This window comes from Brevundimonas sp., from assembly GCF_029945885.1.
GTDB lineage: Bacteria > Pseudomonadota > Alphaproteobacteria > Caulobacterales > Caulobacteraceae > Brevundimonas.
This window is the reverse complement of record NZ_JAQSDK010000016.1, coordinates 1-22,705: the sequence shown is the minus strand read 5'-3', so window position 1 is coordinate 22,705 and position 22,705 is coordinate 1. Positions and strand designations below refer to the sequence as shown.

The following is a 22,705-nucleotide window of genomic DNA, read 5'->3' as shown; positions in this document are numbered from 1 at the left end:
AGGGGGATTGTTGGCGAACACCTCGCATTCCCCGCCGTCGTCATCCTTCGGCGAGCGCCCGCGTCAGCGGGTGCGAGACCGGGGGACCCAGCGGCGCCGCAGCGAAGCGAAGGCGAAAAGCACCGCACCGACCGTGCCTGAACAGATCGCGCTCCGCGCGCCGCTGGGTCCCCCGGTCTGCGCCGCGCAGGCGCGGCTTGCCGGAGGATGACGACAGCTATGGGGTGCTTGTCCTGCCTGAACAGATCGCGCTCCGCGCGCCGGTTTCGTCCCGGGCTTATCCCCCGAAGTCTCGCATTTGCCTACCATATCTAGCGGTCATGCAAAAAGTGATCGCAACATAGCCGCATTTGGCCTTGGCACCGCCGCCGTGCGCCCGCATGCTAGGGATCGATTTCGGATTCCCTGTCAGAGCCTTTACCGATGAACGCCCACGCCATCATCAAGCCCACCACGCCCGGTCTGCTGACCTCCTCGGCCGCCTACAAGCCGTTCCGCTATCCGTGGGCCTTCGACATGTGGAAGAAGCAGCAGCAGGTCCACTGGATGCCGGAAGAGGTGCCGCTGGGCGAGGACTGCAAGGACTGGGCGGCCAATCTGAACGACAAGGAGCGCAATCTGCTGACGCAGATCTTCCGCTTCTTCACCCAGGCGGACATCGAGGTCGCCGACAACTACATGGAAAAATACGGCCGCGTCTTCAAACCCACCGAGGTGAAGATGATGCTGTCGGCCTTCGCCAATATGGAGACCATCCATATCGCGGCCTATGCCCTGCTGCTCGAAACCATCGGCATGCCCGAGAGCGAATTCGGGGCCTTCATGGAATATGAGGCCATGCGCGACAAGCATGACTTCATGCAGGAGTTCGGCGTCGAGACCGAGGCCGATATCGCCCGCACCCTGGCCATGTTCGGCGGCTTCACCGAAGGACTGCAGCTGTTCGCCTCGTTCGCGATGCTGATGAATTTCCCGCGCCAGAACAAGATGAAGGGCATGGGCCAGATCGTGTCGTGGAGCGTCCGGGACGAGAGCCTGCATTGCGACGGCATCATCAAACTGTACCACGCCTTCAACAAGGAGACGGGGGCCGTGACCAAGGCCGTGGCCGACGACATCGTCGGCTGCTGCGAGACGGTGGTGAAGCTGGAGGACAAATTCATCGACCTGGCCTTCGAGGCCGGCGAGGTCCAGGGCATGACCCCCGAGGACATCAAACAATATATCCGCTTCATCGCCGACTGGCGCCTGCGCCAGCTGCACCTGCCCGAGGTCTATGGGGTGAAGGAAAACCCGCTGCCGTGGCTGCAGTCGCTGCTGAGCGGCGTCGAACACGCCAATTTCTTCGAGGCCCGCGCCACCGAATATTCCAAGGCCGCGACGACCGGGGCCTGGCACGGGGCCGACGGCGTCTGGGGCAGTTTCGACGCGATGATGCAGCGGCGCACGGTTCCGGCCGGGGAATAGGGTCTCGGGCGGCGGTCGGTCAGATCGCCGCGAACCACTCGTAACCGCGGTCTTCCCAGTAGCCGCCCTTGCCGCCGGCGATGCCGTCGAGGCTGGCAACGGCCTCGATCCGCCTGATGTATTTGGCGTGTTTATAGCCGAGCTGGCGCTCGACCCGCAGCCGCAGCGGTGCGCCGTGCGGGACGGGCAGGGGCTGGCCGTTCATCGCCCAGGCCAGCAGGGTCTGGGGGTGTCGGGCGTCGATCAGGTCGATTGACTCATAATAACGGTCGCCGCCCTCGGTCTGGTCCAGGGCGTCGAAGCAATGGAAGACGATGTAGCGAGCCTCGGGCTTGAGCCCGGCCTCGTCGAGCAGGGTCTCGAGCCGGACGCCGGTCCATTCGGCGATCGAGGTCCAGCCCTCGACGCAGTCGTGTTTGGTGATCTGGGTCTGCGCCGGACGCGACCGCAGCTCCACCAGGGACAGGCCGAGGGGCCGTTCGACCAGACCGTCAATCTCCAGCCGGTAGGCGGCGAACCCGCCGTCACGCAGGGCCACATAGTCGGCGGCAGCCGGATCAGTCGAGCCGTTGGGCCGGAAGTCGGGCGAGATCTCGGACCGGTCATAGGTCGGTGCCAGGGCATTGGCGGGGATCAGCAGCCGCTGGGCCCGTCGCGTCAGACCCTCGGCCATCCGGCCGGCCTGGGCGCTGAGCCGGGCCCCGGCCTCGCCGCAGGCCGTCAGACCCGCGGCGGCGGTGGCCAGCAGCCCCAGAAGCCAGTGGCGGCGGTTCATGAGGCGTCTCCATCCGGGTCGGTCGGCGGGGTCTCAGCCGCGGTCGGTTCCAGCACGAACCAGCCGGTGATCATGGCCCGCATATTGTTGACCAGGCCGGTCCAGATCACCAGGCCGACATGGATGACGATGAAGCCGACGATCAGGCCGGCCGAGAGGAAATGCAGGGTCCGGGCCGACTGCCGCCCGCCCATGACGTCCAGCAGGACGCCGCCGATGGCATTGAACCCCGGTGACATCGACAGGCCGGTGACCAGCATCATCGGCAGGATGATCAGAACCATGGCCAGATAGGTCAGCTTCTGGATGACATTATAGGTGCGGGCTTCCTCGTCCTTGGGGAAGTGGAAGCGGGCATGTTCCCTGACCGAGGCCCAGAGGCCGCCCAGATCGGTGCGGGTCGGCCAGAGTTGCCGCCGGAACCGGCCGCTGCCCAGGCCCCAGGCCAGATAGGCCAGGCCGTTCAGCACGAAGACCCAGGCGAACAGGAAATGCCAGTGCCGCGCCTCGGCCAGGTTGCGGCCCTGCGGGATCAGCAGCCAGTTCGGGACCGTCGGCGTGCTGAGCCAGGGATCGGCGAAGGTCGAGCGCAGGCCCCAGTACAGATGCGGGTGGGCGGCGAGGATGTTCAGCCCGCTCATGATCAGCACCACGACGGCGACGACATTCAGCCAGTGGGTGACGCGCACCCAGAGCGGATGACGCCAGACGGCGACCCGCCCGCCGGGCCGGAGCCGATCGGGCCGCGCGACGCTCACGCGCCTGTCGCCGGAGCGTTGCCGATCGAAGGGTCGACCATGGTGAAATCCCTGTTACCGCAATCACGCTCCCATGAGGGAGTCGCGGGCGCAAGCCGGGATTGAGCCTGGGTCGGGATCAGTCGGGATCAGTCGGGGGCGTTGGCGCGGCAGTCACGTCGGCCGCTGGCCTCGCAGGCCCGGATCAGCGCCTCCCAGGTGGCGCGGGCCTGGTCATATTCAGCCCGGGCCGCGGCGGCGGTTCGTAGATCCGCCTCGTAATTGGCCTGCAGGGTGGCGGCGGCGGCGGCCTCGGCGCGATAGCGGGCCGAGGCCTCGTCGAAGGCGGCCTCGGCCTCGGCCTCCTGCCGGGCGGCAGCCTCGTTATGGGCGGCGATCATCGCGTTCAGCTTGGCCGTGGCGGCCAGCTCGTCCGGGTTCTGGGCGGTGTCGGGCGCGCGGTGGTAGGTTTCGCCGCGGGCCTGCAGGGCGGCGGCCTGGGCGGTCGACTCCGGCGGCGGCACGGTCTGGGCCAGGGCCGGGGCGGTCCCGGCCATCAGGATCAGTCCGGTGGTCAGGGCGGCGACGGTTCGCAGGGCCGGATGGGTCATGGGTCAATTCTCCTCGACGGGTCCGGCGCATCTTCACCGGCAAGCGGGGCCGTTTCACGGCGGGTCAGCAAGACAACGCCTGACCGGACGTTTGGCACCGTCAGTCCGGCAACTGCAGTTCGAAGGTCGTGCCGCCGGAGCCGGTATCGACCAGGCGCAGGTCGCCGCCGTGGTTGGCGGCCAGTTCGCGGGAAATGGTCAGACCCAGCCCCGTGCCGTCCGAGCCGCCGCCGCTGACGAAGGGCTCGAACAGCCGGCCCGCCATCCGCGCGTTGATTCCGGGACCATCATCACTGACGCGCACGACACAGGACTCACCGTCATCGGCCGCCGACACCCGGATCACGCCCTTGCGGCGACCGGAGGCCTCGATCGCCTGGCGGGCGTTGCGCAGCAGGTTGACGAGGATGCGATGCAACTGGTCGCCATCGGCATTGACGCTGAAGCGGGCCGGGATCGCCCGGACCAGCCGCACGCCGTCGGCCTCGAGGCCCGCGTCCTCGGCGGCGGCCTTGACCGCGGCGGCCAGGGCGATCGGGGTCCGGTGGGGTGTGGGCTCCTCGCTGCGGCCGTATTCCAGAACATTGCGCGACAGGGCCGCGGCCCGTCCGAGCGCCCGCTCGAGGCGCGGCAGGACCCGGGCCACCTGCGGGTCGGGCGAGGCGGCCAGGCGTTCGGAGGCGATCTGGGCCGAGGTCAGCATGTTGCGCAGGTCGTGATTGATCTTGGCCACGGCCTGACCCAGGGCAACCAGCCGGGCACGGGACCGTAGCGACAGCCGCACCTCCTCCTGCATCCGCGCCAGTTCGCGCTCGACCCGGCCGATCTCGTCGTGGCGGGTGCTGGGCGGTTCGCCCTCGGTCTCGGGGTTGGTGGCGAAATGCTCGATCGACCGGGTCACGCGGCGCAGTGGCTGCAGGACCAGGAAGGCCAGGGCCGCATACAGCAGTCCGCCGGCCACCGCCGAGATCAGCAGGGAGACCAGCAGGCTGTTGAGCAGGAAGGCCCGCAGCTCCAGCTTCAGCGGCTGGGCCGGAGCCAGGACCTCGATAAAGTCGCCGGAGCGATAGCGCGGGCGGGCCTGGACGCGGATCGACCGGTCGGGGTGGCCGAACAGGGTGCGCCACGGGTCGAGCAGCCGGGCCCCGACGTTGCGCTGTCTCAGGTCGATGACATCGGGTGTGCGGGGCAGGTTGGGGGCCTGCAGCAGCAGGCGGCGCACGCCCTGGTCGCCGACCACAACGGCCTGGACCCCGCCGATGGTCAGCAGCTGTTCGGCGGTGGCGTCCTCGACGGCTGAATAGGGCAGGGCCTCGACCCCGACCGAGGCCAGTTCCGCCGACTGCAGTCGATCCAGCAGCCAGCGCTCGTGGAAGGAGGCGGCGCTGGGGGCGATGATCAGGGCCTCGACCGCGAAGGTGAAGCCGACGGTCAGCAGCAGCAGCCGCCAGGACAGGCCGTCGGGGGCGGGGATGTGCAGGCGCTCGCGCAGCCGCGTCCGCCAGGGGGCGGGCGGTCTCGCGGCGACGGACAGGGACGGCGGGGCGCTCATGCCCGCCCTATAGCAGATCGTTGGTCCTGTCCGACCGGCCGTTGCGGACTCATGCCGCGGCGGCCCGGCGACGGGCCCGCCAGGTCTGGCCCAGCTTGAGTCCCAGCGGCAGCAGCAGCGACAGGAAGACCACCCCCATCAGTGGCCAGAAGAAACGCGAGACCAGCAGGGCCAGGTCGACGTGTTCGCCGCTGCGGATCATTTTGCCCAGGCCCGAGCCGATCCAGGTGTAGATGAAGGTCGAGGGCAGCAGGCCGACGAAGGTGGCGAGGATATAGGGCCGCAGCGGTGCCGCGATCATGCCGGCGGTGGCATTGATCAGGACGAAGGGCACGCTGGGAATGACCCGCAGGGTGAACAGGGTGACGAAGGCATTGCGGTCGACGCCCCGGGCGAGCCGGTCCATGAAGCCGGCGTCGGCCGCGAACTTCTCGCGCAGCCAGGTGCCGATCGCGGTGCGATAGACCAGATAGATGATCACCGAGCCGATCGTCGCCCCCGTGGCCTGGGCCAGGGCCCCGGCCCAGGGGCCGAACATCATGCCCCCCAGCAGGGTCAGGAAGACCGGTCCGGGGATGGTCGAGGCCGTTGCCGCCGCATAGACGGCGATGAAGACGACGAGGGCGATCCAGAAATGGGCCCGGGCATAGGCCTGCAGCCCCAGGCCGTGTTCGCGGATCATCTCCATCGACAGATAGCGGTTCCAGCCGAGGCTGAAGAAGGCGATCGCCAGGCCGGCGATGGCCAGCAACGGCAGCAGACGGATCGCCCACTCTTTCGCTGATCGTTTCGCCATGCTTCAGAATGCCTTCCTGCGACGGGTCTGCGTTGACACCCACCGACATGCGCCTTATACGCCCGCCCTCCTGCGGTGACGTTCCTTTTCGTCAGCCGTGCAAACCTTTAGACCCCGGAGCCGACCGTGAAGCGGACCTATCAGCCGTCGCGACTCGTGCGCAAGCGCCGACACGGCTTCCGTTCGCGGATGGCCACCAAGAACGGACAGAAGATTGTTGCGCGGCGTCGCGCCAAGGGCCGCAAGCGCCTGACGGCCTAAGTCGTCGGGCCTTGTGCCTCGCGTCCGGGTGGACGCATGACAGATGATCTGAAGATCGAACGCCTGACCTCGCGGCCCCAGTTTCTGGCGGCCGCGAGAGGCGTTTCGGAAGCCCGTGGCGCGGTGGTTATCCAGCGACTTGACCGACAGGACGGCGCGGCCGTGGTGCGCGTCGGCTTTACCGCGACCCGCAAGGTCGGCGGTGCCGTCGTGCGCAACCGCGCCAAACGCCGTCTGCGTGAAGCCGCACGGGCCCTGGTTCCCCTTATCGGACGGCCCGGAAGCGACTATGTCTTCATCGCCCGCATGGGCACGGCAGGCCGTTCTTGGGACCGTTTGCTTGACGATGTGAAATCGGCGCTTACAAGGCTCGCGACCCCGCGGCCGGTGCCAGGCGCCACACCACCCGCCCGCGACCCTTCCGGCCAGGACCGCTGAACTCCATGCAGAATGATAACAGCAGGAACACGATCATCTTCGTCGTGATCGCGATGATCTTCCTGCTCGGCTACAGTGAATTCGTGATGAAGCCGCAGGCGGAGCGCCGTCAGGCGGCCCAGCAGCTGGCGACCACCGAACAGACGGTCGACGGGGTGGCCACGGTCGCCAGCCCGACCACGGCGACATTTGTGACCGACCGCAGCGCGGCCCTCGGGGCCGGGGCGCGGGTGCCGATCCAGACGCCGACCCTGAAGGGCTCGCTGTCGCTCGAGGGCGGGCGGATCGATGACCTGTTCCTGACCGACTACAAGGAGACGCTGGCCGCCGACTCGCCGCCGGTCGAACTGTTCCGCCCGCAGGGGATGGAGCACAGCTATTCGGCCCTGTTCGCCTGGAATGGTCCCAATGTCCCCGGCGGGGTGCCCGGCCCGCGCACCCCGTGGCGGCTGACGGCCGGTTCGGTGCTGACGCCGACCACCCCGGTCACCCTGACCTGGGACAACGGCCAGGGCCTGCGCTTCACCCGCGTGATCGCCATCGATCCGCAATATCTGTTCACCGTCACCGACACCGTCGCCAATTTCAGCACCCAGGCCATCACCATCGCCCCGTTCGGCCGGGTCGAGCGCCAGGGCGTGCCGGACCATGTCGGGCGTCAGGCCATCCTGCATGAGGGGGCCATCGGTACCTTCGGCGAGACCGGCAAATTCGCGACCCAGCAGCTGAAATACAAGGACTGGGCCAAGAAGGAACGGGTCCAGTACAGCTCGACCGGCGGCTGGCTGGGCATCACCGACAAATACTGGCTGGCGGCGATGATCCCCGACCAGTCGGAGAAGATCGAGGCCGAGTTCCGCGTGCGCGACGGGGGCGGGGCCGACATCCACGAGGTCAATATGATGGGCGCGGCGCGAACGATCGCGCCCGGTCGCCAGATCGTCGAGACCCAGAAGCTGTTCGCCGGGGTCAAGCGCAACGAGATCCTGAAGGGCTATCAGGACGAGCTGAACCTGCCGCGTTTCACCTATGCGATCGACTGGGGCATGTTCTGGTTCCTGACCCGGCCGATCTTCTGGGTCGTGGAGTTCTTCTTCGGCGTGCTGGGCAATTTCGGCCTCGCCATCCTGGCCCTGACCTTCGTCGTCAAACTGATCATGTTCCCGTTGGCCAACAAGTCCTACGAGAGCCTGTCCAAGATGCGCAAACTCCAGCCGCTGATGGAGGAGATCAAGAAGAAGCATCCTGACGACCCCACCAAACAGCAGCAGGAGACGATGGCCCTCTACCAGCGTGAGAAGATCAATCCGCTGGCGGGCTGCCTGCCCATCCTGGTCCAGATCCCGGTCTTCTATGCCCTGTACAAGGTGCTGTTCGTCACCATCGAGATGCGGCACGCGCCCTTCTTCGGCTGGCTGCGCGACCTGTCGGCACCGGATCCCTCGACCCTGTGGACCCTGTACGGCCTGATCCCGTGGGATCCGACGTCCCTGCCGCTGATCGGCACCATCCTGGGTACCAATTTCGCCCTCGGCATCCTGCCGATCTTCTACGGCCTGACCATGTGGCTGCAGATGGCGATGAACCCGCCGGCCCCCGATCCGGTCCAGCGCAAGATCTTCGCCTTCATGCCGCTGGTGTTCACCTTCATCATGGCCACCTTCCCGGCCGGCCTGCTGGTCTACTGGGCCTGGAACAACATCCTCTCGATCATCCAGCAGTGGTTCATCATGAACCGCTTCAAGGCCGAGAATCCGATCGATACCTTCATCGCCCGCTTCAAGAAGACGGCGTGACCGACTTCACCCCCGAGGAGCTGGAGGACGCGCGGGTCCTGTTCGCGCGTCCCGCGACCTTCGTGATGGGGGCGGCCAAGATCGAGCAGCTGCCCGAGCCGGACCTGCCCGAGGTCGCCTTCGCCGGGCGGTCCAACGTGGGCAAGTCCAGCCTGATCAACGGTCTGGTCGGGATGCACAAACTGGCCCGCGCCTCGAACGAACCGGGGCGGACGCGCGAGGTCAATTTCTTCGACCTCGACGGCAAGACCCGACTGGTCGACCTGCCCGGCTACGGCTGGGCCAAGGCCTCGAAGACGACGGTGCGGAAATTCCAGGACCTGGGCCGCGACTATCTGCGTGGCCGCGTGACCCTGAAGCGGGTCTATCTGCTGATCGACAGCCGTCACGGGCTGAAGAAGGTGGATGACGAGGCGCTGGAGGCCCTCGACCTGGCGGCGGTCAGCTACCAGATCATCCTGACCAAGGCCGACAAGCTGAAGAAGGGCGAGGCCGAGGTCGTGCAGGCGGCGACGCTGAAGGCCATCTCCAAACGCCCCGCGGCCTTCCCCGCGGTCATCATCACCTCGGCGGAAAAGGGTGACGGCATGGCCGAGCTGCGCGCCGAGATCATGCGCACGACCGGCATCGCCCCCTGACCATTGGTGCGGGCGGTGGGGCCGCCCATATGGGCGGTATGATCCCCCTCTCAATTCTCGATCTCGCCCCGGTGCCCCAGGGGGCCGACGTCTCCCGGGCCCTGGCCAATACGGTTGATCTGGCCCGTCATGCCGAGACGCTGGGCTATCGCCGCTACTGGCTGGCCGAACACCACAACATGCCCGGCATCGCCAGCGCCGCGACCGCTGTCCTGATCGGGGCGGTGGCCGCGGCGACCCGCACCATTCGGGTCGGTGCCGGCGGCATCATGCTGCCCAACCACGCGCCTTTGGTCGTCGCCGAACAGTTTGGCACCCTGGCGGCCCTGCACCCCGGCCGGATCGATCTGGGGCTGGGGCGGGCCCCCGGGTCCGACCAGGCCACGGCCCAGGCCCTGCGCCGGACGCTGTCCGGAGACGTCGACGCCTTTCCGCAGGATGTGATGGAGCTGATGCACTGGTTCGCCCCGGCCGAGCCGGGTCAGCGGATCATCGCCAATCCGGGCGAGGGGCAGGACGTGCCGATCTGGATCCTGGGGTCCTCGACCTACGGGGCGCAGCTGGCCGCGCATCTGGGCCTGCCCTACGCCTTCGCCAGCCATTTCGCCCCGGGCGAGATGATGCGCGCCATCGAGGTCTATCGCGACGGGTTCCGGCCGTCCGAGCGGCTGGCCGCGCCCTATGTGATGCTGGGCTACAATGTGTTTGCCGCCGACACCGACGCCGGGGCGACGCATCTGTTTACCTCGCTGCAGCAGGCCTTCGTCAATCTGCGCAGCGGCCGGCCCGGCAAGCTGCCGCCGCCGGTCGCGGGCTATGGCGAGGCCCTGTCCGGCCCGGAGCGGGCGATGATCGACCAGGCCCTGGCCTGTTCGGCGGTGGGATCACCGGCGACGGTCCGGGCGCGGATCGAGGCATTCGTCGCGCGGACGGGCGCGGACGAACTGATGGTTACGAGTCAGATCTGGGACCACGACGCGCGGCGGCGGTCGCTGGCCTTGCTGGCCGAGGCCTGGGGGCTGCCCGCTTCGGCTTGACGGGGGCCGGGTCGGGGATGGCGGTCTTCCAGGCCGCGCCGAGATCGATCGCGGCCAGCAGGTCCTGGGCCGGATCGCCCGGCAACAGGCCATACAGCCGCCCCCGCAGATAGCGGCACCGGACCAGCAGCCGCGAGGCCTCGACCAGGACCGGCGCGGTCTCATAGCCGCCGATGTCCTCCAGCCGGGCGTGTCGCCAGCCCTTTTCTGGCGGGCGTTCGACGATGGCCGCCCAGCGTTCCTCGGGAGTCAGGGCGTCACCGATGAAGGTCCAGCGCCGCCCGCGTGGCCCGCGCCGGTAGTCGCCCGCCTGGACCGGAAGCCCGTGCCGACGATACAGGGCGAGGGCGGCCAGTTCGATCCCGGCCAGACGCTCGTCCAGCCGTGGGTCGATCGGCGGCCGCTGTGGTCGCCGGGGTCGGTCATCAGCCTCGTCTTCGCCTTGACCGGCGTCGGCGACGGCTTCCGTGGCGCTCATCAATCCGCGCCAGCCGGCGCGCCTGATCCGGGTCCAGAGGCCGCGCAGACGGGTCTGCAGGGGCTGGAGCATCTCAGTTCACCGACAGGGCGCTGGTGACGGAGACGTCATAGATGACGCGGGTGATGCTCTGGATGAAGTCGAAGAATTTCCGCGCCTCGGCAGCGCCCGAACGCGGCACATACAGGACGTCGTCAGGCTGGATGGGGAAATTCCCGGCGGTGAAGACCCCCGCCGGATCGGACAGGTCCAGACGGTAGACCACGGGCACGCCCCGCACGGTCGCCGGCTGGGTCAGGCCGAGGGCAGCGGCCACCGGCGGCTGTTCGAAACGGAAGACCAGGACCGAGCGGGCGTTGGCGGTGTTGGTGTCCAGCCCTCCGGCCCGGCTGAGCGCCGCGCCCAGGGTCAGGGGACCGGCCCCGATGTCGATCTGGCTGACGGTCCCCAGGGCCCCGAAGGTGGAATAGCGGCGCGGCTGGAAGCGCAGATTGACCTGGTCGCCGCGGACCAGCCGGATGTTCTCGCCAAAGGTCGAGGTCACGATGGACAGGGGGGCGGTGAAGGTCATGCCGTCGCGCTGGACGGCGACCTCGATGTCCTCGACCGGGCGGGCGGTGCCGCCGGCGGCGGCGATCACGTCGAGAATCCGGTCGGCCCCGATGGACAGGGGGGCGCGGCCCGGGTTGCGGGCCTCGCCGAGGACGGTGACGGCATTGGACGGGCTGGCGGCGATGGAGACGACGACCTGGGGGGCACCGACCTTGCCGATCAGGGCTCGGCGCACGGCCTCGGCGGCCTGGGGGCCGGTCAGTCCGGCCACGGCAACGGGGCCGGCGAAGGGGACGCTGGCGGCCCCGTTGCGGTCGACGACCACCGGGGGCAGGCTCGTGCCGCCCGAGGCGGCCGCGCCGGAGGCCGAACGTCCACCGAACAGGGCTCCGCCCGGCTCGAACACGGCAATCGACAGGGTGTCGCCGACCGCGATGACATCGGAGGGGGCCGTGCCGTCGGCGGCGGCCAGGGAGCCGTCGCGGGCGGGTGTGGCGGCCTTGATCCGTTCGACGGTCGGATAGTCGAGGTCGACCACGGCATAGTTGCCGGCGACCGGACCGGCACTCGAGCCGGCATTGACGGCGCGCGTCGCCGGGCCATCCGCGGGCAGGGTGGAACAACCCGCCAGGGCGACAAGGATCAGCAGCGTGAACAGGGATCGCGTCATGGGGCCTCGGGACCGCGGCGGTCCGCTTCTGATTACCGGGGTTTCCGGCGGGGAGCCAGTCCGCTCAGGCGGCCAGGCCGATGAAAGCAGCGACCTGGGTGAAATGGGCCGCCCAGGTCGGGGGATCATAGGCCGGGGCCACCGGCGGGGTTTCGGCCGCCGCCTGCAGGGCCGACAGCCAGCCGAGTCCGTCCAGCGGGTCGATCAGCCGGGCTCCGGAGACCAGTTCGCGATGGACCGGAATATCCGAGGCGATCAGCGGCACGCCCATGGCCATGGCCTCGACCGCGGGCAGGTCGAACCCCTCGATGGATGAGGGGGCGACCACGGCCCGCGCCCCGCGCATCAGCCGGGCGAGGGAGGCGTCGGACAGGCCCGCCGACTGGTGCACCAGACCCTGGAGGTTGGGCGAGCGCTGCAGATGGTCCAGCACGGCCTCGTTCTCCCAGCCATAGCGACCGATCAGGACCAGGCCGGGCGTGGCCGCCCCCATCCGCTCCTGCAGGCGGCGCCACAGGGTCAGCAGCAGGGCCAGGTTCTTGCGCGCCTCGATCGTGCCGACATGGACGAAATAGGGGCGGGCGGACGGGGTGGTCCCGCGGGTCAGGAACACGGGCTCCAGACCCAGGGGGATGGCCCTGACCGGTGGAGGCGGCAGGGCCTCGGCCGCGGCGAAGGTCAGCAACTGGTCGGCGGTATAGTTGGAGTTGACGATGATCCGTCCGGCATGGCGCAGGGCGCTGCAGACCCGGCGGTGATGACGGGCCTGGTCGCCGGGGCGGCAGAATTCCGGATGGGTGATCGGGATCAGGTCGTGAATCATGATCGTCGAGGACACCCCCCGACGGGCCAGGTCAGCCAGGATCGTCGGGGTGTTGAGGGCGGTGTGGCCGACGCTGACATAGGCCGTCCCCGGCCGGGTCTCGGGCAGGGGCCGTGAGGTCAGGGCCTGGCCGACGGCCCGCACGCGGCGCAGTGACAGGGCGGGGGGGGCCGGTTCGGCGTCGAGGATCGACTGGTCGCCGGTGCCGAGCGTCAGGGCCCGCACCAGGGCCTGTTCGGCCGGCGTCTCGGCCCCTTCGCCGGACCAGCGGCTGCGCAGGGCACGGATATCCCGCCGGTAGCGCGCCGTCTCGACCGCCCGCAAGCGATTGCGCACGGTCGCGACCGGCACCACCCGGATGTCCCGTCGGCCAGCCAGCCATTCCGCATAGGCCAGACAGACGCGGTCCACCCCGGTCGGGGCCTCGCGCGTGGTCCGGTCCAGCAGACGCCCGGCGTCGAACAGGATGACGGGTTTCATCGCACCCCGAGCCGGCCGTACAGGTCGACCAGCCGGGCCTGGCAGATTTCCGGGCTGAATTTCGCCGCCTGGGCCGGTCCCCGGCGCGACAGGTCGGCGGCGAGGTCGTCGTCCGAGCCGAGGCGGCGGATCTCCCGGGTCAGGGCGGCCACGTCATAGGGGTCGACCATGATGGCGGCGTCGCCGGCGACCTCGGGCAGGGAGGCGGCCGTCGAGGTAATCACCGGCGTGCCCAGCAGCATCGACTCCAGCACCGGGAGGCCGAACCCCTCGTAGAGGGACGGGAAGACCGTCGCCCGGGCCCCGCGGATCAGGCTGACCAGCATCGAGAAGGGCAGGAATTCATACAGCCGGATCCGCTTGCGCCCGGCCTTCCGCTTCAGCACCTGGTGCATCAGGGCGGTTTCGTCCTCATCCAGCCAGGCTCGCCCGCCGACGACCACCAGTGGCAGATCGGAGCCGGAGGCGAGATAGGCCTCGACGATCCGGGCCAGGTTCTTCTTGGGCTCAACGGCCCCGAAATAGAGAAAATAGCCCTTCCAGCCCAGTTTGAAGACGCCCTCCAGCTCGGTAGCCACAGTGGCGTCCGTGGCCGCGCGCAGACGGGCCGGAATCGAGACGGACTGCCAGGTGGTGGTGACCCGGTCCTCGGCCACGCCCAGCAGCTGGATCACATCGCGACGGGTGGCGTCGGAGACCACGGCGATATGGTCGGCCCGGCGGGCGATGCCGCGGCAGGTCGCGAGGAACTGGCGCTTGTTGTCGAGGGTGGTGTGCGGCAGCCGCAGCGGGATCATGTCGTGGATGGTGTAGACATTGGCCGCGCCACGCGCGTGCACCGGCAGGACCGTGGTCCAGTGCGCCACGTCGGGCCGGGGGACTTCGGCGTGATCGGCGAAGGTGACCGGGGTAAAGGTCTGGTGCTCCTTGAAGGCCCGGTTGGCCGTGTTGAACAGCCGGGGCGCGCTCCAGCAGGCCTCGGCGGCGGGGCGTCCGCCACCACGGGCCGGCCAGATGACATCATCCGTCAGGGGCACGGCCCGGGCGGTTTGGCCGAACCGGGCCGTCGCGCTTTCCAGCGTCTGCCGCAGGCGATTGCCCTGCGGGGTATAGGCGTCGGTCAGGGCGATCTGGTTCAGGATCGGGCGTTTGCTGAGGTTGGCGTGGGGGCCGTAGAGAACCTGGGTCCGCATGCCGATCGCGTTCAGGTTTGACAGCAGATTGCGTCCGTAGGTGGCGATGCCGGACCCCTTGCTCAGGGCGATGTTGTAACCGTCGATACAGACCGTGGGCATGAGTCAGGGTTTCCGTTGCAGGCCGTGTCCCCTCAGGAGACGTAGCCGGCCTGCATGAGTTCAGCGATGTGGACGATGGCGATGGGCCGGTTGTCCTCGGTCACGAACAGGTTGGAGATCTTGTTCTGGGCCATCAGGTCGATCACGTCGCTCATCCGCGCGCCGGAGCCGACCACCTTGGGATTGGCGCTCATGATGTCGGCGGCTACCAGGCGGGCGATGTCCCGGGTGAAGGCGCGGCGCACGTCACCGTCGGTGACGATTCCGGCCAGGGTCCCGTCGGCGTCGATCACCGCGACGGCACCCTTGCGCCCCTCGGTAATGGCCGAGACCACCTCGCTGAAGGGGGCGTCCAGCGCCACCGTCGCCGGGGCGGCGGGACGGTCGCCCATCCAGTCCCGTACGCTCTGCAGGCTCATGCCCAGCTTGCCGCCGGGGTGATGCAGGCCGAAAGCCTCGGCACTGAAGCCGCGCCGGTCCATCAGCACCATGGCCAGGGCGTCGCCCAGGGCCAGGGTCATCAGGGTCGAGGTCGTCGGGGCCAGGTTGTTGGGGCAGGCCTCGGCCACCTGGGGCATGGTCAGGCAGACGGCCGAATTGCGCGCGAGGAAACTGGCCGGCCTCTGGGTCATGCCGATCACCGGAATGCCCTCGCGCTGGCAGAAGATCAGCGGATCGCGCAGTTCGCGGCTCTCGCCCGAGTTGGAGATGGCCAGCAGGGTAGTGTCCTTGCGCAGCATGCCCAGGTCACCATGGCTCATCTCGGCGGGATGCACGAAGAAGGCATTGGTGCCGGTCGAGGCCAGGGTGGCGGCGATCTTGCCGCCGATGTGGCCGGACTTGCCCATGCCGGTGACGACCAGATAGCCGGGCCGGCCCAGAATGATGTCACAGGCGCGGCCCAGGCTGTCGTCGATAGCCCCGTCGAGGGCCTCCAGCGCCGCGATATTCAGCCGGATGACCTCGCGGGCGCGGGTCAGCATGGCGGCGGCGGCGGCCGGGGAGGAGGGCGTGATGGCGACAGTCATGGCCGGGAATTGCCGCATCCGGCCCCCTTTCACAATGCCGGGCGGCCAGACAGCCCGCGCCGGGCCGCCCGGAATTTCACAAAAGCCTCAACCTTTCGCCGGTTGCGGCGTTACCCTCGGCCTATGGGGATGTCCGGACATGACCCGCAGGCGGTATCGCCGCCTGACCGATCCACGCTGGCGCAGGCCCTGCCGACGCCACCGTCATGCCTGCGCCGTCCGGCTCTTTTCCTCGACCTCGACGGGGTCCTCGCCCCGCTGGCACCGACCCCCGAGGCGGTCGTGCCGGATCCGCGTCGCACGGCGGTACTCCGGGCCCTGCTAGACCGACTCGACGGGCGGATCGCCATCATCAGCGGTCGGACCCTGGCCGAGATCGACCGGATCAGCGAGGCCGCCCTGCGATCGGCCTCCGGGGTTCACGGTCTGGAACGGCGCAGTGATGACGGAACCGTCGTCGTCGATGAGGCCGCTCCGGCGGTGCGGACGGCGGTCGGCGTCTTCCAGGCCTTTGCCGCGGATCGCCCCGGGGTGATCGTCGAGGACAAGATCGTCTCCGCCGGCCTGCATTTCCGCGGTGCGCAGGATCAGGCCGTGGCTGCCCGGGACCTGGCCGCACGGCTTGCCGATCACACCGGGCTGTCGCTCCAGTCCGGCAATCTGGTGGTCGAGTTGAAGACCCCCGGCACCGACAAGGGCACGGCCCTGTCCGCCTTCATGGCCGAGCCCCCCTTTGCCGGGGCGGTACCGGTCATGGTCGGCGATGACCTGACCGATGAGCATGGGTTCGAGGCCGCCGCCGCCCTCGGCGGGTTCGGCGTTCTGGTCGGTCCGTCGCGACCGACCGCCGCGCGTTTCGGCCTGGATGATGTGGCGGCCGTGCTCGACTGGCTGGATTCCGTGACCGAGGTTCCCTGATGACGCAGACGCTTGACCTGGCCCCCGTGGGCAATTGTTCGGTCAGTGCCCTGATTGACCGACAGGGGCGCTATGTCTGGGCCTGCGCGCCCCGGGTGGACGGCGATCCGGTCTTTTCGGCCCTGATGGACGGGGACGATCCCGACCATGGCTTCTGGGACGTGTGTCTGGTCGGGCTGAAACAGGTCGATCAGGCCTATATAAAGAACACGCCGGTCCTGCGCACCGTTCTGACGGCGGCCGACGGGGCGGCCGTCGAGATCATCGATTTCGCGCCCCGGCACCACAAACATCACCGGACCTATCGGCCGCTGGCCTTCGGGCGGATCATCCGGCCGATCGCGGGCGCGCCGCGCATTACGGTACGCCTGCGGCCGTCGGCGGAGTGGGGGGCACGCCGGGCCGAGGCCACTTCGGGCTCCAATCACATCCGCTACCGCTGCACCGACGTCACCCTGCGCCTGACCACGGACTGTCCGGTCTCGCATATTCTTGAGGAGAGGACCTTCCGGCTGGAGACGCCGCTGGCCTTCTTCCTCGGCCCCGACGAGGGCTACGACCAGGAGGTCGGGCCCGGGGTCGCGGCCACGCTGGACCGCACGGTCGCCTACTGGAAGGACTGGGTCCGCACCCTGTACATCCCGCTCGATTATCAGGATGCGGTGATCCGCTCGGCCATCACCCTCAAGCTCTGCGCCTATGAGGAGACGGGGGCCATCGTCGCGGCGATGACGACCTCGGTGCCCGAGTTTCCCGGCAGCGGACGCAACTGGGACTACCGCTACTGCTGGATCCGCGACGCCTATTATACGGTGCGGGCCCTGAACCGGCTGGGGGCGGTCGACATCCTGGAGAACTACCTCGTCTACCTGCGCAACCTGGTCGACAACTCGGCCGGCGGCCATGTCCAGCCGGTCTATGGCGTCGGTCTGGAGGCGGGGCTGGACGAGCAGATCGTCGACAGTGTCGCCGGCTATCGCGGCATGAAGCCGGTCCGGGTCGGCAACCAGGCCCACGAACACCTGCAGCACGACGTCTATGGCCAGATCGTCCTGCCGCTGGTCCAGTCCTTCTATGACCAGCGGCTGGTCCGGCCCGGGACGGTCGACGACTTTTACGCCCTGGAGGCAGTCGGTGACCGCGCCTTCGCCCTGCACGACCAGCCGGATGCAGGCCTGTGGGAGTTCCGCACCATCGCCCGGGTGCACACCTATTCCTCCGTGATGTGCTGGGCCGCCTGCGACCGGTTGGCCAAGGCGGCGCGCGCCCTGGGGCTGGAGGACCGGGACGAGGTCTGGGCCGGGCGGGCCGACACGATCCGCGCCCGGATCGAGGCCGAGGCCTATATTCCCGAGGAGGGGCGTTTCGGCGCGAGTTTCGGCGGCAAGGAGCTGGACGCCAGCCTGCTGCAACTGGTCGACCTGGGGTTCCTCGACCCGATGGACCCGCGTCAGGTGGCGACCTTCAACGCCATCGAGCGGGACCTGAAGAAGGGGCCCTATCTGTTCCGCTACGTCGAACCCGATGATTTCGGCGAACCCGAGACGGCGTTCAACTTCTGTACCTTCTGGTTCATCGAGGCCCTGCACCTGAACGGCCGCACGGCCGAGGCGCGGGAAATCTTCGAACAGATGCTGAGCCGGCGCACCCATGCCGGCCTGCTGTCCGAGGATATCGCCCTGGGCAGTGACGAACTGTGGGGCAACTATCCGCAGACCTATTCGCTGGTCGGCATCATCAATTGCGCGGTGCTGCTCAGTCGCTCGTGGACGGACGTGCGATGAGCCGGTTGATCGTCGTCTCCAACCGGGTCTCGGCCCCGAGCGATCCGGCCTCGGGGGCGGTCGGGGGGCTGGCCATGGCCCTGGCCGCGGCCCTGAGGAAATATCACGGCCTGTGGTTCGGCTGGTCCGGCGAGACGGTCGAGTCCTTCACCGGCGAGCTGAAGGTCGAGGACCGGGCCGGGGTCACCGTCGGGCTTGTCGATCTGGAGGCCCAGGATGTCGAGGAATACTACAACGGCTATGCCAACAAGACGCTGTGGCCGCTGTTCCATCACCGGGTCGACCTGACCGCCTATGAGCGCAGCTATGGCGAGGGCTATGAGCGGGTCAACCGGCGGTTCGCCGAGGTGCTGGCCCCGCTGATCGAGCCCGACGACATCATCTGGGTCCATGACTATCATCTGATCCCCCTGGCCCGGGACCTGCGCCGGCTGGGGGTGAAGAACCGGATCGGCTTCTTCCTGCACACGCCGTGGCCGGTGCGGCAGCTGCTGGTGACCCTGCCGCATCACCGCCGGCTGGTGGAGTCGATGTTCGACTATGACCTGCTGGGCTTTCACACCCGGGAGTGGCTGGATCTGTTCCGGGACTATGTGGTGTCCGAGGTCGGGGGGCGGCTGGTCGGGGATGAGGATGTGGCGGCCTTCGGTCGCCGGGTGCGCGGCGGGGTCTTCCCGATCGGTATCGATGTCGAGGGCTTCCTGCAGGCGGGACGATCCCCCCTCGGGTTGCGGACCTATGACCGGTTGGTGGCCTCGACCGCCTTCCGGTCCCTGATCGTCGGGGTCGATCGTCTCGACTATTCCAAGGGGCTGGAGCAGCGGCTGCTGGGCTATGAGCAGTTCCTCAAGGACAATCCCGAGATGCGGTCCGAGGTCCTGTTGCTGCAGGTGACGCCGATTTCCCGCGATGAGGTGGACACCTATCAGGATATGCGCGGCCGGCTCGATTCCCTCGCCGGCCGGATCAACGGGGCCTATGCCGAGATGGACTGGCAGCCGATCCGCTATCTGAACCGCACCTACCGCCGGGATCAGCTGGCCGGAATCTACCGGGCGGCGCGCGTCGGCCTGGTCACCCCGCTGCGGGACGGGATGAACCTGGTGGCCAAGGAATATGTCTGCGCCCAGGATCCCGAGGACCCCGGCGTGCTGATCCTGTCGCGCTTCGCCGGGGCGGCGGCGCAGATGACCGAGGCCCTGATCGTCAATCCGTTCAGCCGCGAGGAACTGTCCGACGCCATCCAGCGGGCCCTGACCATGCCGCTGGAGGAACGCCAGCAGCGCTGGTCAGCCCTGATGCAGGTGGTACGCGACACCGATGTGTCGATCTGGCGGGATGACTATGTCGAGGCGCTGCGCGACGTCGACGTCGATCCCGACGGGACGGGGGCCGCTGAGGGCCCCCGTCCCGGCAGGCTTGTCGCCTGAACGGCGCGGGTCTTAATAGATCTCGAACAGGCCAGCGGCCCCCATGCCGCCGCCGATGCACATGGTGACAACGCCGTATTTCGCGCCGCGCCGCTTGCCCTCGATCAGGACGTGGCCGGTCATCCGGGCTCCGGACATGCCATAGGGGTGGCCGATCGAGATGGCCCCGCCCGACACGTTCAGCCGGTCGTTGGGAATGCCCAGCCGGTCGCGGCAATAGATGACCTGGGTCGCGAAGGCCTCGTTCAGTTCCCAGATTCCGATGTCATCGACGGTCAGGCCGTGGCGCTCCAGCAGCCGTGGCACGGCGAAGACCGGGCCGATGCCCATCTCGTCAGGGTTGCAGCCGGCCACGGCCATGCCGCGGTAGGCACCGAGCGGCGTCAGGCCCCGACGCTCGGCCTCCTTCGCCTCCATCAGGACCGAGGCCGAGGCCCCGTCGGACAGTTGCGAGGCATTGCCGGCGGTGATGAAGAGACCCTGTTTGACTTCCTCGCCGCCACCGAAGACGGGTTTCAGTGATGAGAGGCCTTCCAGGGTGGTTTCGGGCCGGTTGCCCTCGTCCATGGCGATGGTGATTTCCTTCGCCGAGGCCTGGCCGGTCGCCTTGTCCATGACCTGCATGGTCGTGGTCATCGGCGCGATCTCGGCGTTCAGATAGCCGGCGGCCTGGGCGGCGGCCGTGCGCTGCTGCGACTGCAGGGCATATTCGTCCTGGGCCTCGCGGCTGATGCCGTAGCGGGCGGACACGACCTCGGCCGTCTCCAGCATCGACATATAGACATGGGGGGACAGGGCCAGCAGGGCCGGGTCCTGCATGCGGTACAGGTTCATATGCTGGTTCTGGACCAGGGAGATCGACTCGACCCCGCCGCCGACGGCGATGATCTGGCCATCGTGGATCACCTGTTTGGCGGCGGTGGCGATGGCCATCAGGCCGGAGGCGCACTGACGGTCCACCGTCATGCCCGCCGTGGTTGCGGGCAGGCCGGCACGCAGGGCGATCTGGCGCGCCACATTGGTGCCGGTCGAGCCCTGTTGCAGGGCGGCCCCCATGATGACGTCCTCGATCTCGGCCGGGTCGACCCCGGCGCGTTTGACGGCATGTTCGACCGCATGGCCGCCCAGGCTCTGGGCCTGGGTGTCGTTGAAGGCCCCGCGGTAGGCGCGGCCGATCGGGGTACGGGCGGTGGAGACGATGACAGCTTCACGCATCGGGAAGGCTCCTTGAGAGTGTGGCCGTGGCGGGGGAGGCCGGCACGGGTTGATGGATCGGCTTACGCCCCTGCCGTGGGGTCAAGGCAAGCTCACTTCGTATGGTGGGCCTGGGCCTTGGTCAGTTCGATCATGCCCTGGGCCGCGCCCATGTCGGGGACGATCTCGCCGGTCCGGTCGGACACGGCCTCGAATTGTGCGGCGATCTGTTCGGCCGCGTCGTCGCCGGCCGCATAGATACCCTGGGTCAGGGTGACATAGGCGCGTTCGAAGCCGCCGGCACCGGCGGCGAGGATGCAGCGGCTCGGGGCCGCCTCGCTGACCAGATACAGCAGGCCGGGGGTCACCCGTTCCGGCTCAAGCAGCTCCAGCGGCAGGCTCGCGCCCAGATCCTCGGTCATCCGGGTGTGGGCCGTCGGCGCGAGACAGTTGACGCGAATGTCGTTCCTGGCCCCTTCGATCGACAGGGTCTGCATCAGCCCGACGAGGGCCATCTTGGCCGCGCCATAGTTGGACTGGCCGAAATTGCCGTAGAGGCCGGACGATGACGTGGTCATGACGACGCGGCCATAGCCCTGCTGGCGCATGATCTCCCAGACCGCCTTGGTGCAGTTGACCGCCCCCATCAGGTGGACGTCGACGACGAAGCGGAAATCCTCCAGCTCCATCTTGGCGAAGGTCTTGTCGCGCAGGACTCCGGCGTTGTTGACCAGGATGTCGATCCGGCCCCAGCGCGCCATCGTCGCCTCGACCATGGCCTGGACGGCGATGGCGTCGGTCACCGAGGCGGCATTGGCCATGGCCTCGCCGCCCAGGGCGACGATTTCAGCGACAACCGCCTCGGCGGCGCTGCTGGATCCGCCCGATCCGTCCCGTGCCCCGCCGAGGTCGTTGATGACGACCCGGGCCCCGCGGGCCGCCAGGGCGAGGGCGTGCGAACGCCCGAGTCCACCACCCGCTCCGGTTATGATCGCGACCCGACCTTCGAAACCCATTGTCATTTGTCTTTCTCCCGGCCGTTGCCGACTCTCGTAATGGGCGTATCTAGCCTGAAAACCGGTATTTGTGTTGAAATGGCGCCACAGTCGCCACATTGATGGTCGCAATAGGGAACCGCTAGGGTATAATGCCGTTCGGTGATGGGATCGCCACATAGTATGCGTAGGCATTCGGGCAATTATTTTTGTGAGGACACAATGAAGCTGAAACTTCTGGCAAGTGTTGCGGTAGCGGGGCTTCTGGCCGCCGGTGCTGCTGCTGCCGAACCCAATGGCTGGTATGGCGCGATTGACGCCGGCTGGCACAAGGCTGAGGTCGAAACCGACCACAATGTTGATTTCGACGTCGACGGCGACTGGGCCGGCTTTGCCCGCCTGGGCTACCGGTTCGACCAGAACTGGCGCGTCGAGCTCGAGGGCGGCTACCGCGCCGGCCAGATGGGCGATGTCACCAACGCCACTTCCGGCGCGAGCGTCTTCTGTAACGCAACGCCGGCCGCCGGTGCCTGCCTTGCGCCCGACGGCGACATCGAAGCCGCCACCCTGATGGTCAACACCATCTTTGACTTCGGTTCCGCCGATTCGGGCTTCCGTCCGTTCATCGGTCTGGGTGCCGGCGTCAATCGCGTCGACACCCGTTTCGCGGGTACCTTCGCGGCGAACCGCGCCGTCGGCATCACCGCTGACGACGCCTCGACCGAACTGGCTGCGCAAGCGCTGGCCGGCGTGGCCTGGGCCTTTGGTGACCGCGGTCACCTCGACCTGACCTATCGCTACCTGGTTTCGAACATGTCGTTCGACACCACCACGTCCAACCCGATCATCATCGGGGCGCCCGGTGAGTTCAAGGGCCGCTATACCGATCACTCGGTGACCCTGGGTCTGCGTTATGCGTTCGGTGCCGTTGCTGCACCGCCGCCGCCGCC

At 68.3% G+C, this 22,705-nt stretch carries 23 protein-coding genes; 11 read left to right on the top strand and 12 right to left on the bottom strand.

The genetic code is table 11. The annotated features are described in order from the left end of the window. Together PSV00_RS09095 and PSV00_RS09090 are read left to right on the top strand one after the other, a co-directional pair. The coding region (locus tag PSV00_RS09095) for a hypothetical protein (protein WP_300446299.1) at window positions 1–211 on the top strand (211 nt) is incomplete at its 5' end. A 212-nt stretch (window positions 212–423) separates the two neighbouring features. Further along, complete coding sequence (locus PSV00_RS09090; RefSeq protein WP_300446297.1) at window positions 424–1,467, top strand: ribonucleotide-diphosphate reductase subunit beta; 1,044 nt, start codon at window positions 424–426, stop codon at window positions 1,465–1,467. A gap of 19 nt (window positions 1,468–1,486) precedes the next feature. On the opposite strand, the gene PSV00_RS09085 is transcribed toward PSV00_RS09090, so the two are convergent. The 5 genes from PSV00_RS09085 to PSV00_RS09065 all read right to left on the bottom strand — a co-directional run bounded on the left by PSV00_RS09085 (window position 1,487) and on the right by PSV00_RS09065 (window position 5,938). Then, window positions 1,487–2,242, bottom strand: coding sequence for a molybdopterin-binding protein (locus PSV00_RS09085; protein ID WP_300446295.1), 756 nt, complete (start codon window positions 2,240–2,242; stop codon window positions 1,487–1,489). Next, entirely contained in the window at window positions 2,239–3,000 is a 762-nt protein-coding gene (locus PSV00_RS09080) for a cytochrome b/b6 domain-containing protein (protein WP_300446293.1), read from the bottom strand. The genes PSV00_RS09085 and PSV00_RS09080 overlap by 4 nt, the downstream gene beginning before the upstream one ends. Window positions 3,001–3,128: 128 nt before the next feature. Beyond that, window positions 3,129–3,590 (bottom strand): cell wall hydrolase, encoded by a 462-nt coding sequence (locus PSV00_RS09075; protein WP_300446291.1) that lies wholly within the window; start codon window positions 3,588–3,590, stop codon window positions 3,129–3,131. Between the two features lie 100 nt (window positions 3,591–3,690). Continuing rightward, entirely contained in the window at window positions 3,691–5,142 is a 1,452-nt protein-coding gene (locus PSV00_RS09070) for a HAMP domain-containing sensor histidine kinase (RefSeq protein WP_300446289.1), read from the bottom strand. 49 nt (window positions 5,143–5,191) lie between these two features. Continuing rightward, complete coding sequence (locus PSV00_RS09065) at window positions 5,192–5,938, bottom strand: TVP38/TMEM64 family protein (RefSeq protein ID WP_300446287.1); 747 nt, start codon at window positions 5,936–5,938, stop codon at window positions 5,192–5,194. Between the two features lie 126 nt (window positions 5,939–6,064). On the opposite strand from PSV00_RS09065, the gene rpmH reads away from it, so the two are divergent. The 5 genes from rpmH to PSV00_RS09040 are packed head-to-tail and all read left to right on the top strand — an operon-like array spanning window position 6,065 to window position 10,108. Then, window positions 6,065–6,199, top strand: coding sequence for a 50S ribosomal protein L34 (gene rpmH / locus PSV00_RS09060; RefSeq protein ID WP_003164000.1), 135 nt, complete (start codon window positions 6,065–6,067; stop codon window positions 6,197–6,199). 36 nt (window positions 6,200–6,235) lie between these two features. Beyond that, window positions 6,236–6,637: a ribonuclease P protein component gene (gene rnpA, locus PSV00_RS09055; protein WP_366944646.1), complete on the top strand. Its 402-nt coding sequence runs from the start codon at window positions 6,236–6,238 to the stop codon at window positions 6,635–6,637. A gap of 5 nt (window positions 6,638–6,642) precedes the next feature. Next, window positions 6,643–8,433 carry a membrane protein insertase YidC gene (yidC, locus tag PSV00_RS09050; protein WP_300446285.1) on the top strand — a complete coding sequence of 597 codons (1,791 nt, stop codon included), beginning with the start codon at window positions 6,643–6,645 and terminating at the stop codon, window positions 8,431–8,433. Then, window positions 8,430–9,071 carry a ribosome biogenesis GTP-binding protein YihA/YsxC gene (gene yihA, locus PSV00_RS09045; protein ID WP_300446284.1) on the top strand — a complete coding sequence of 214 codons (642 nt, stop codon included), beginning with the start codon at window positions 8,430–8,432 and terminating at the stop codon, window positions 9,069–9,071. The genes yidC and yihA overlap by 4 nt, the downstream gene beginning before the upstream one ends. A 38-nt stretch (window positions 9,072–9,109) precedes the next feature. Then, entirely contained in the window at window positions 9,110–10,108 is a 999-nt protein-coding gene (locus PSV00_RS09040) for an LLM class flavin-dependent oxidoreductase (RefSeq protein WP_300446282.1), read from the top strand. Here the strand turns inward: PSV00_RS09040 and PSV00_RS09035 are convergent. The 5 genes from PSV00_RS09035 to PSV00_RS09015 form a co-directional block, all read right to left on the bottom strand. Beyond that, entirely contained in the window at window positions 10,023–10,658 is a 636-nt protein-coding gene (locus tag PSV00_RS09035; protein ID WP_300446280.1) for a hypothetical protein, read from the bottom strand. The genes PSV00_RS09040 and PSV00_RS09035 overlap by 86 nt on opposite strands. A gap of 1 nt (window position 10,659) precedes the next feature. Further along, a complete protein-coding gene (locus tag PSV00_RS09030) occupies window positions 10,660–11,808 on the bottom strand; it encodes a polysaccharide biosynthesis/export family protein (protein WP_300446278.1) in 1,149 nt (382 codons plus the stop codon). Window positions 11,809–11,872: 64 nt separating this feature from the next. Beyond that, window positions 11,873–13,111 carry a glycosyltransferase family 1 protein gene (locus PSV00_RS09025; protein ID WP_300446276.1) on the bottom strand — a complete coding sequence of 413 codons (1,239 nt, stop codon included), beginning with the start codon at window positions 13,109–13,111 and terminating at the stop codon, window positions 11,873–11,875. After that, a complete protein-coding gene (locus PSV00_RS09020; RefSeq protein WP_300446274.1) occupies window positions 13,108–14,406 on the bottom strand; it encodes a glycosyltransferase family 1 protein in 1,299 nt (432 codons plus the stop codon). Before PSV00_RS09020 ends, PSV00_RS09025 begins: the two co-directional genes overlap by 4 nt. Window positions 14,407–14,438: 32 nt before the next feature. Continuing rightward, on the bottom strand, window positions 14,439–15,434 hold the full coding sequence (locus PSV00_RS09015) for a KpsF/GutQ family sugar-phosphate isomerase (RefSeq protein WP_300446272.1): 996 nt from the start codon (window positions 15,432–15,434) through the stop codon (window positions 14,439–14,441). A 129-nt stretch (window positions 15,435–15,563) separates the two neighbouring features. Here PSV00_RS09015 and otsB point away from each other — a divergent pair, with 129 nt between their 5' ends. From otsB to PSV00_RS09000, 3 genes are read left to right on the top strand one after another with little or no spacing between them, the layout of a single operon-like run. After that, a complete protein-coding gene (gene otsB, locus PSV00_RS09010; RefSeq protein WP_300446270.1) occupies window positions 15,564–16,352 on the top strand; it encodes a trehalose-phosphatase in 789 nt (262 codons plus the stop codon). Beyond that, the gene (locus tag PSV00_RS09005) at window positions 16,352–18,136 is read left to right on the top strand and encodes a glycoside hydrolase family 15 protein (RefSeq protein WP_300446268.1); all 1,785 of its coding nucleotides are present in this window, start codon (window positions 16,352–16,354) and stop codon (window positions 18,134–18,136) included. The genes otsB and PSV00_RS09005 overlap by 1 nt, the downstream gene beginning before the upstream one ends. Next, a complete protein-coding gene (locus PSV00_RS09000; RefSeq protein WP_300446266.1) occupies window positions 18,133–19,566 on the top strand; it encodes a trehalose-6-phosphate synthase in 1,434 nt (477 codons plus the stop codon). The genes PSV00_RS09005 and PSV00_RS09000 overlap by 4 nt, the downstream gene beginning before the upstream one ends. A 12-nt stretch (window positions 19,567–19,578) precedes the next feature. On the opposite strand, the gene PSV00_RS08995 is transcribed toward PSV00_RS09000, so the two are convergent. After that, window positions 19,579–20,781, bottom strand: a complete 1,203-nt coding sequence (locus PSV00_RS08995) for an acetyl-CoA C-acyltransferase (RefSeq protein ID WP_300446264.1) — start codon at window positions 20,779–20,781, stop codon at window positions 19,579–19,581. Between the two features lie 92 nt (window positions 20,782–20,873). Beyond that, window positions 20,874–21,782 (bottom strand): SDR family NAD(P)-dependent oxidoreductase, encoded by a 909-nt coding sequence (locus tag PSV00_RS08990; protein WP_300446262.1) that lies wholly within the window; start codon window positions 21,780–21,782, stop codon window positions 20,874–20,876. A gap of 195 nt (window positions 21,783–21,977) precedes the next feature. Between PSV00_RS08990 and PSV00_RS08985 the strand changes: the two genes are divergently transcribed. Beyond that, on the top strand, window positions 21,978–22,705 hold a 728-nt coding region (locus tag PSV00_RS08985; protein ID WP_300446260.1), incomplete at its 3' end, for an outer membrane beta-barrel protein.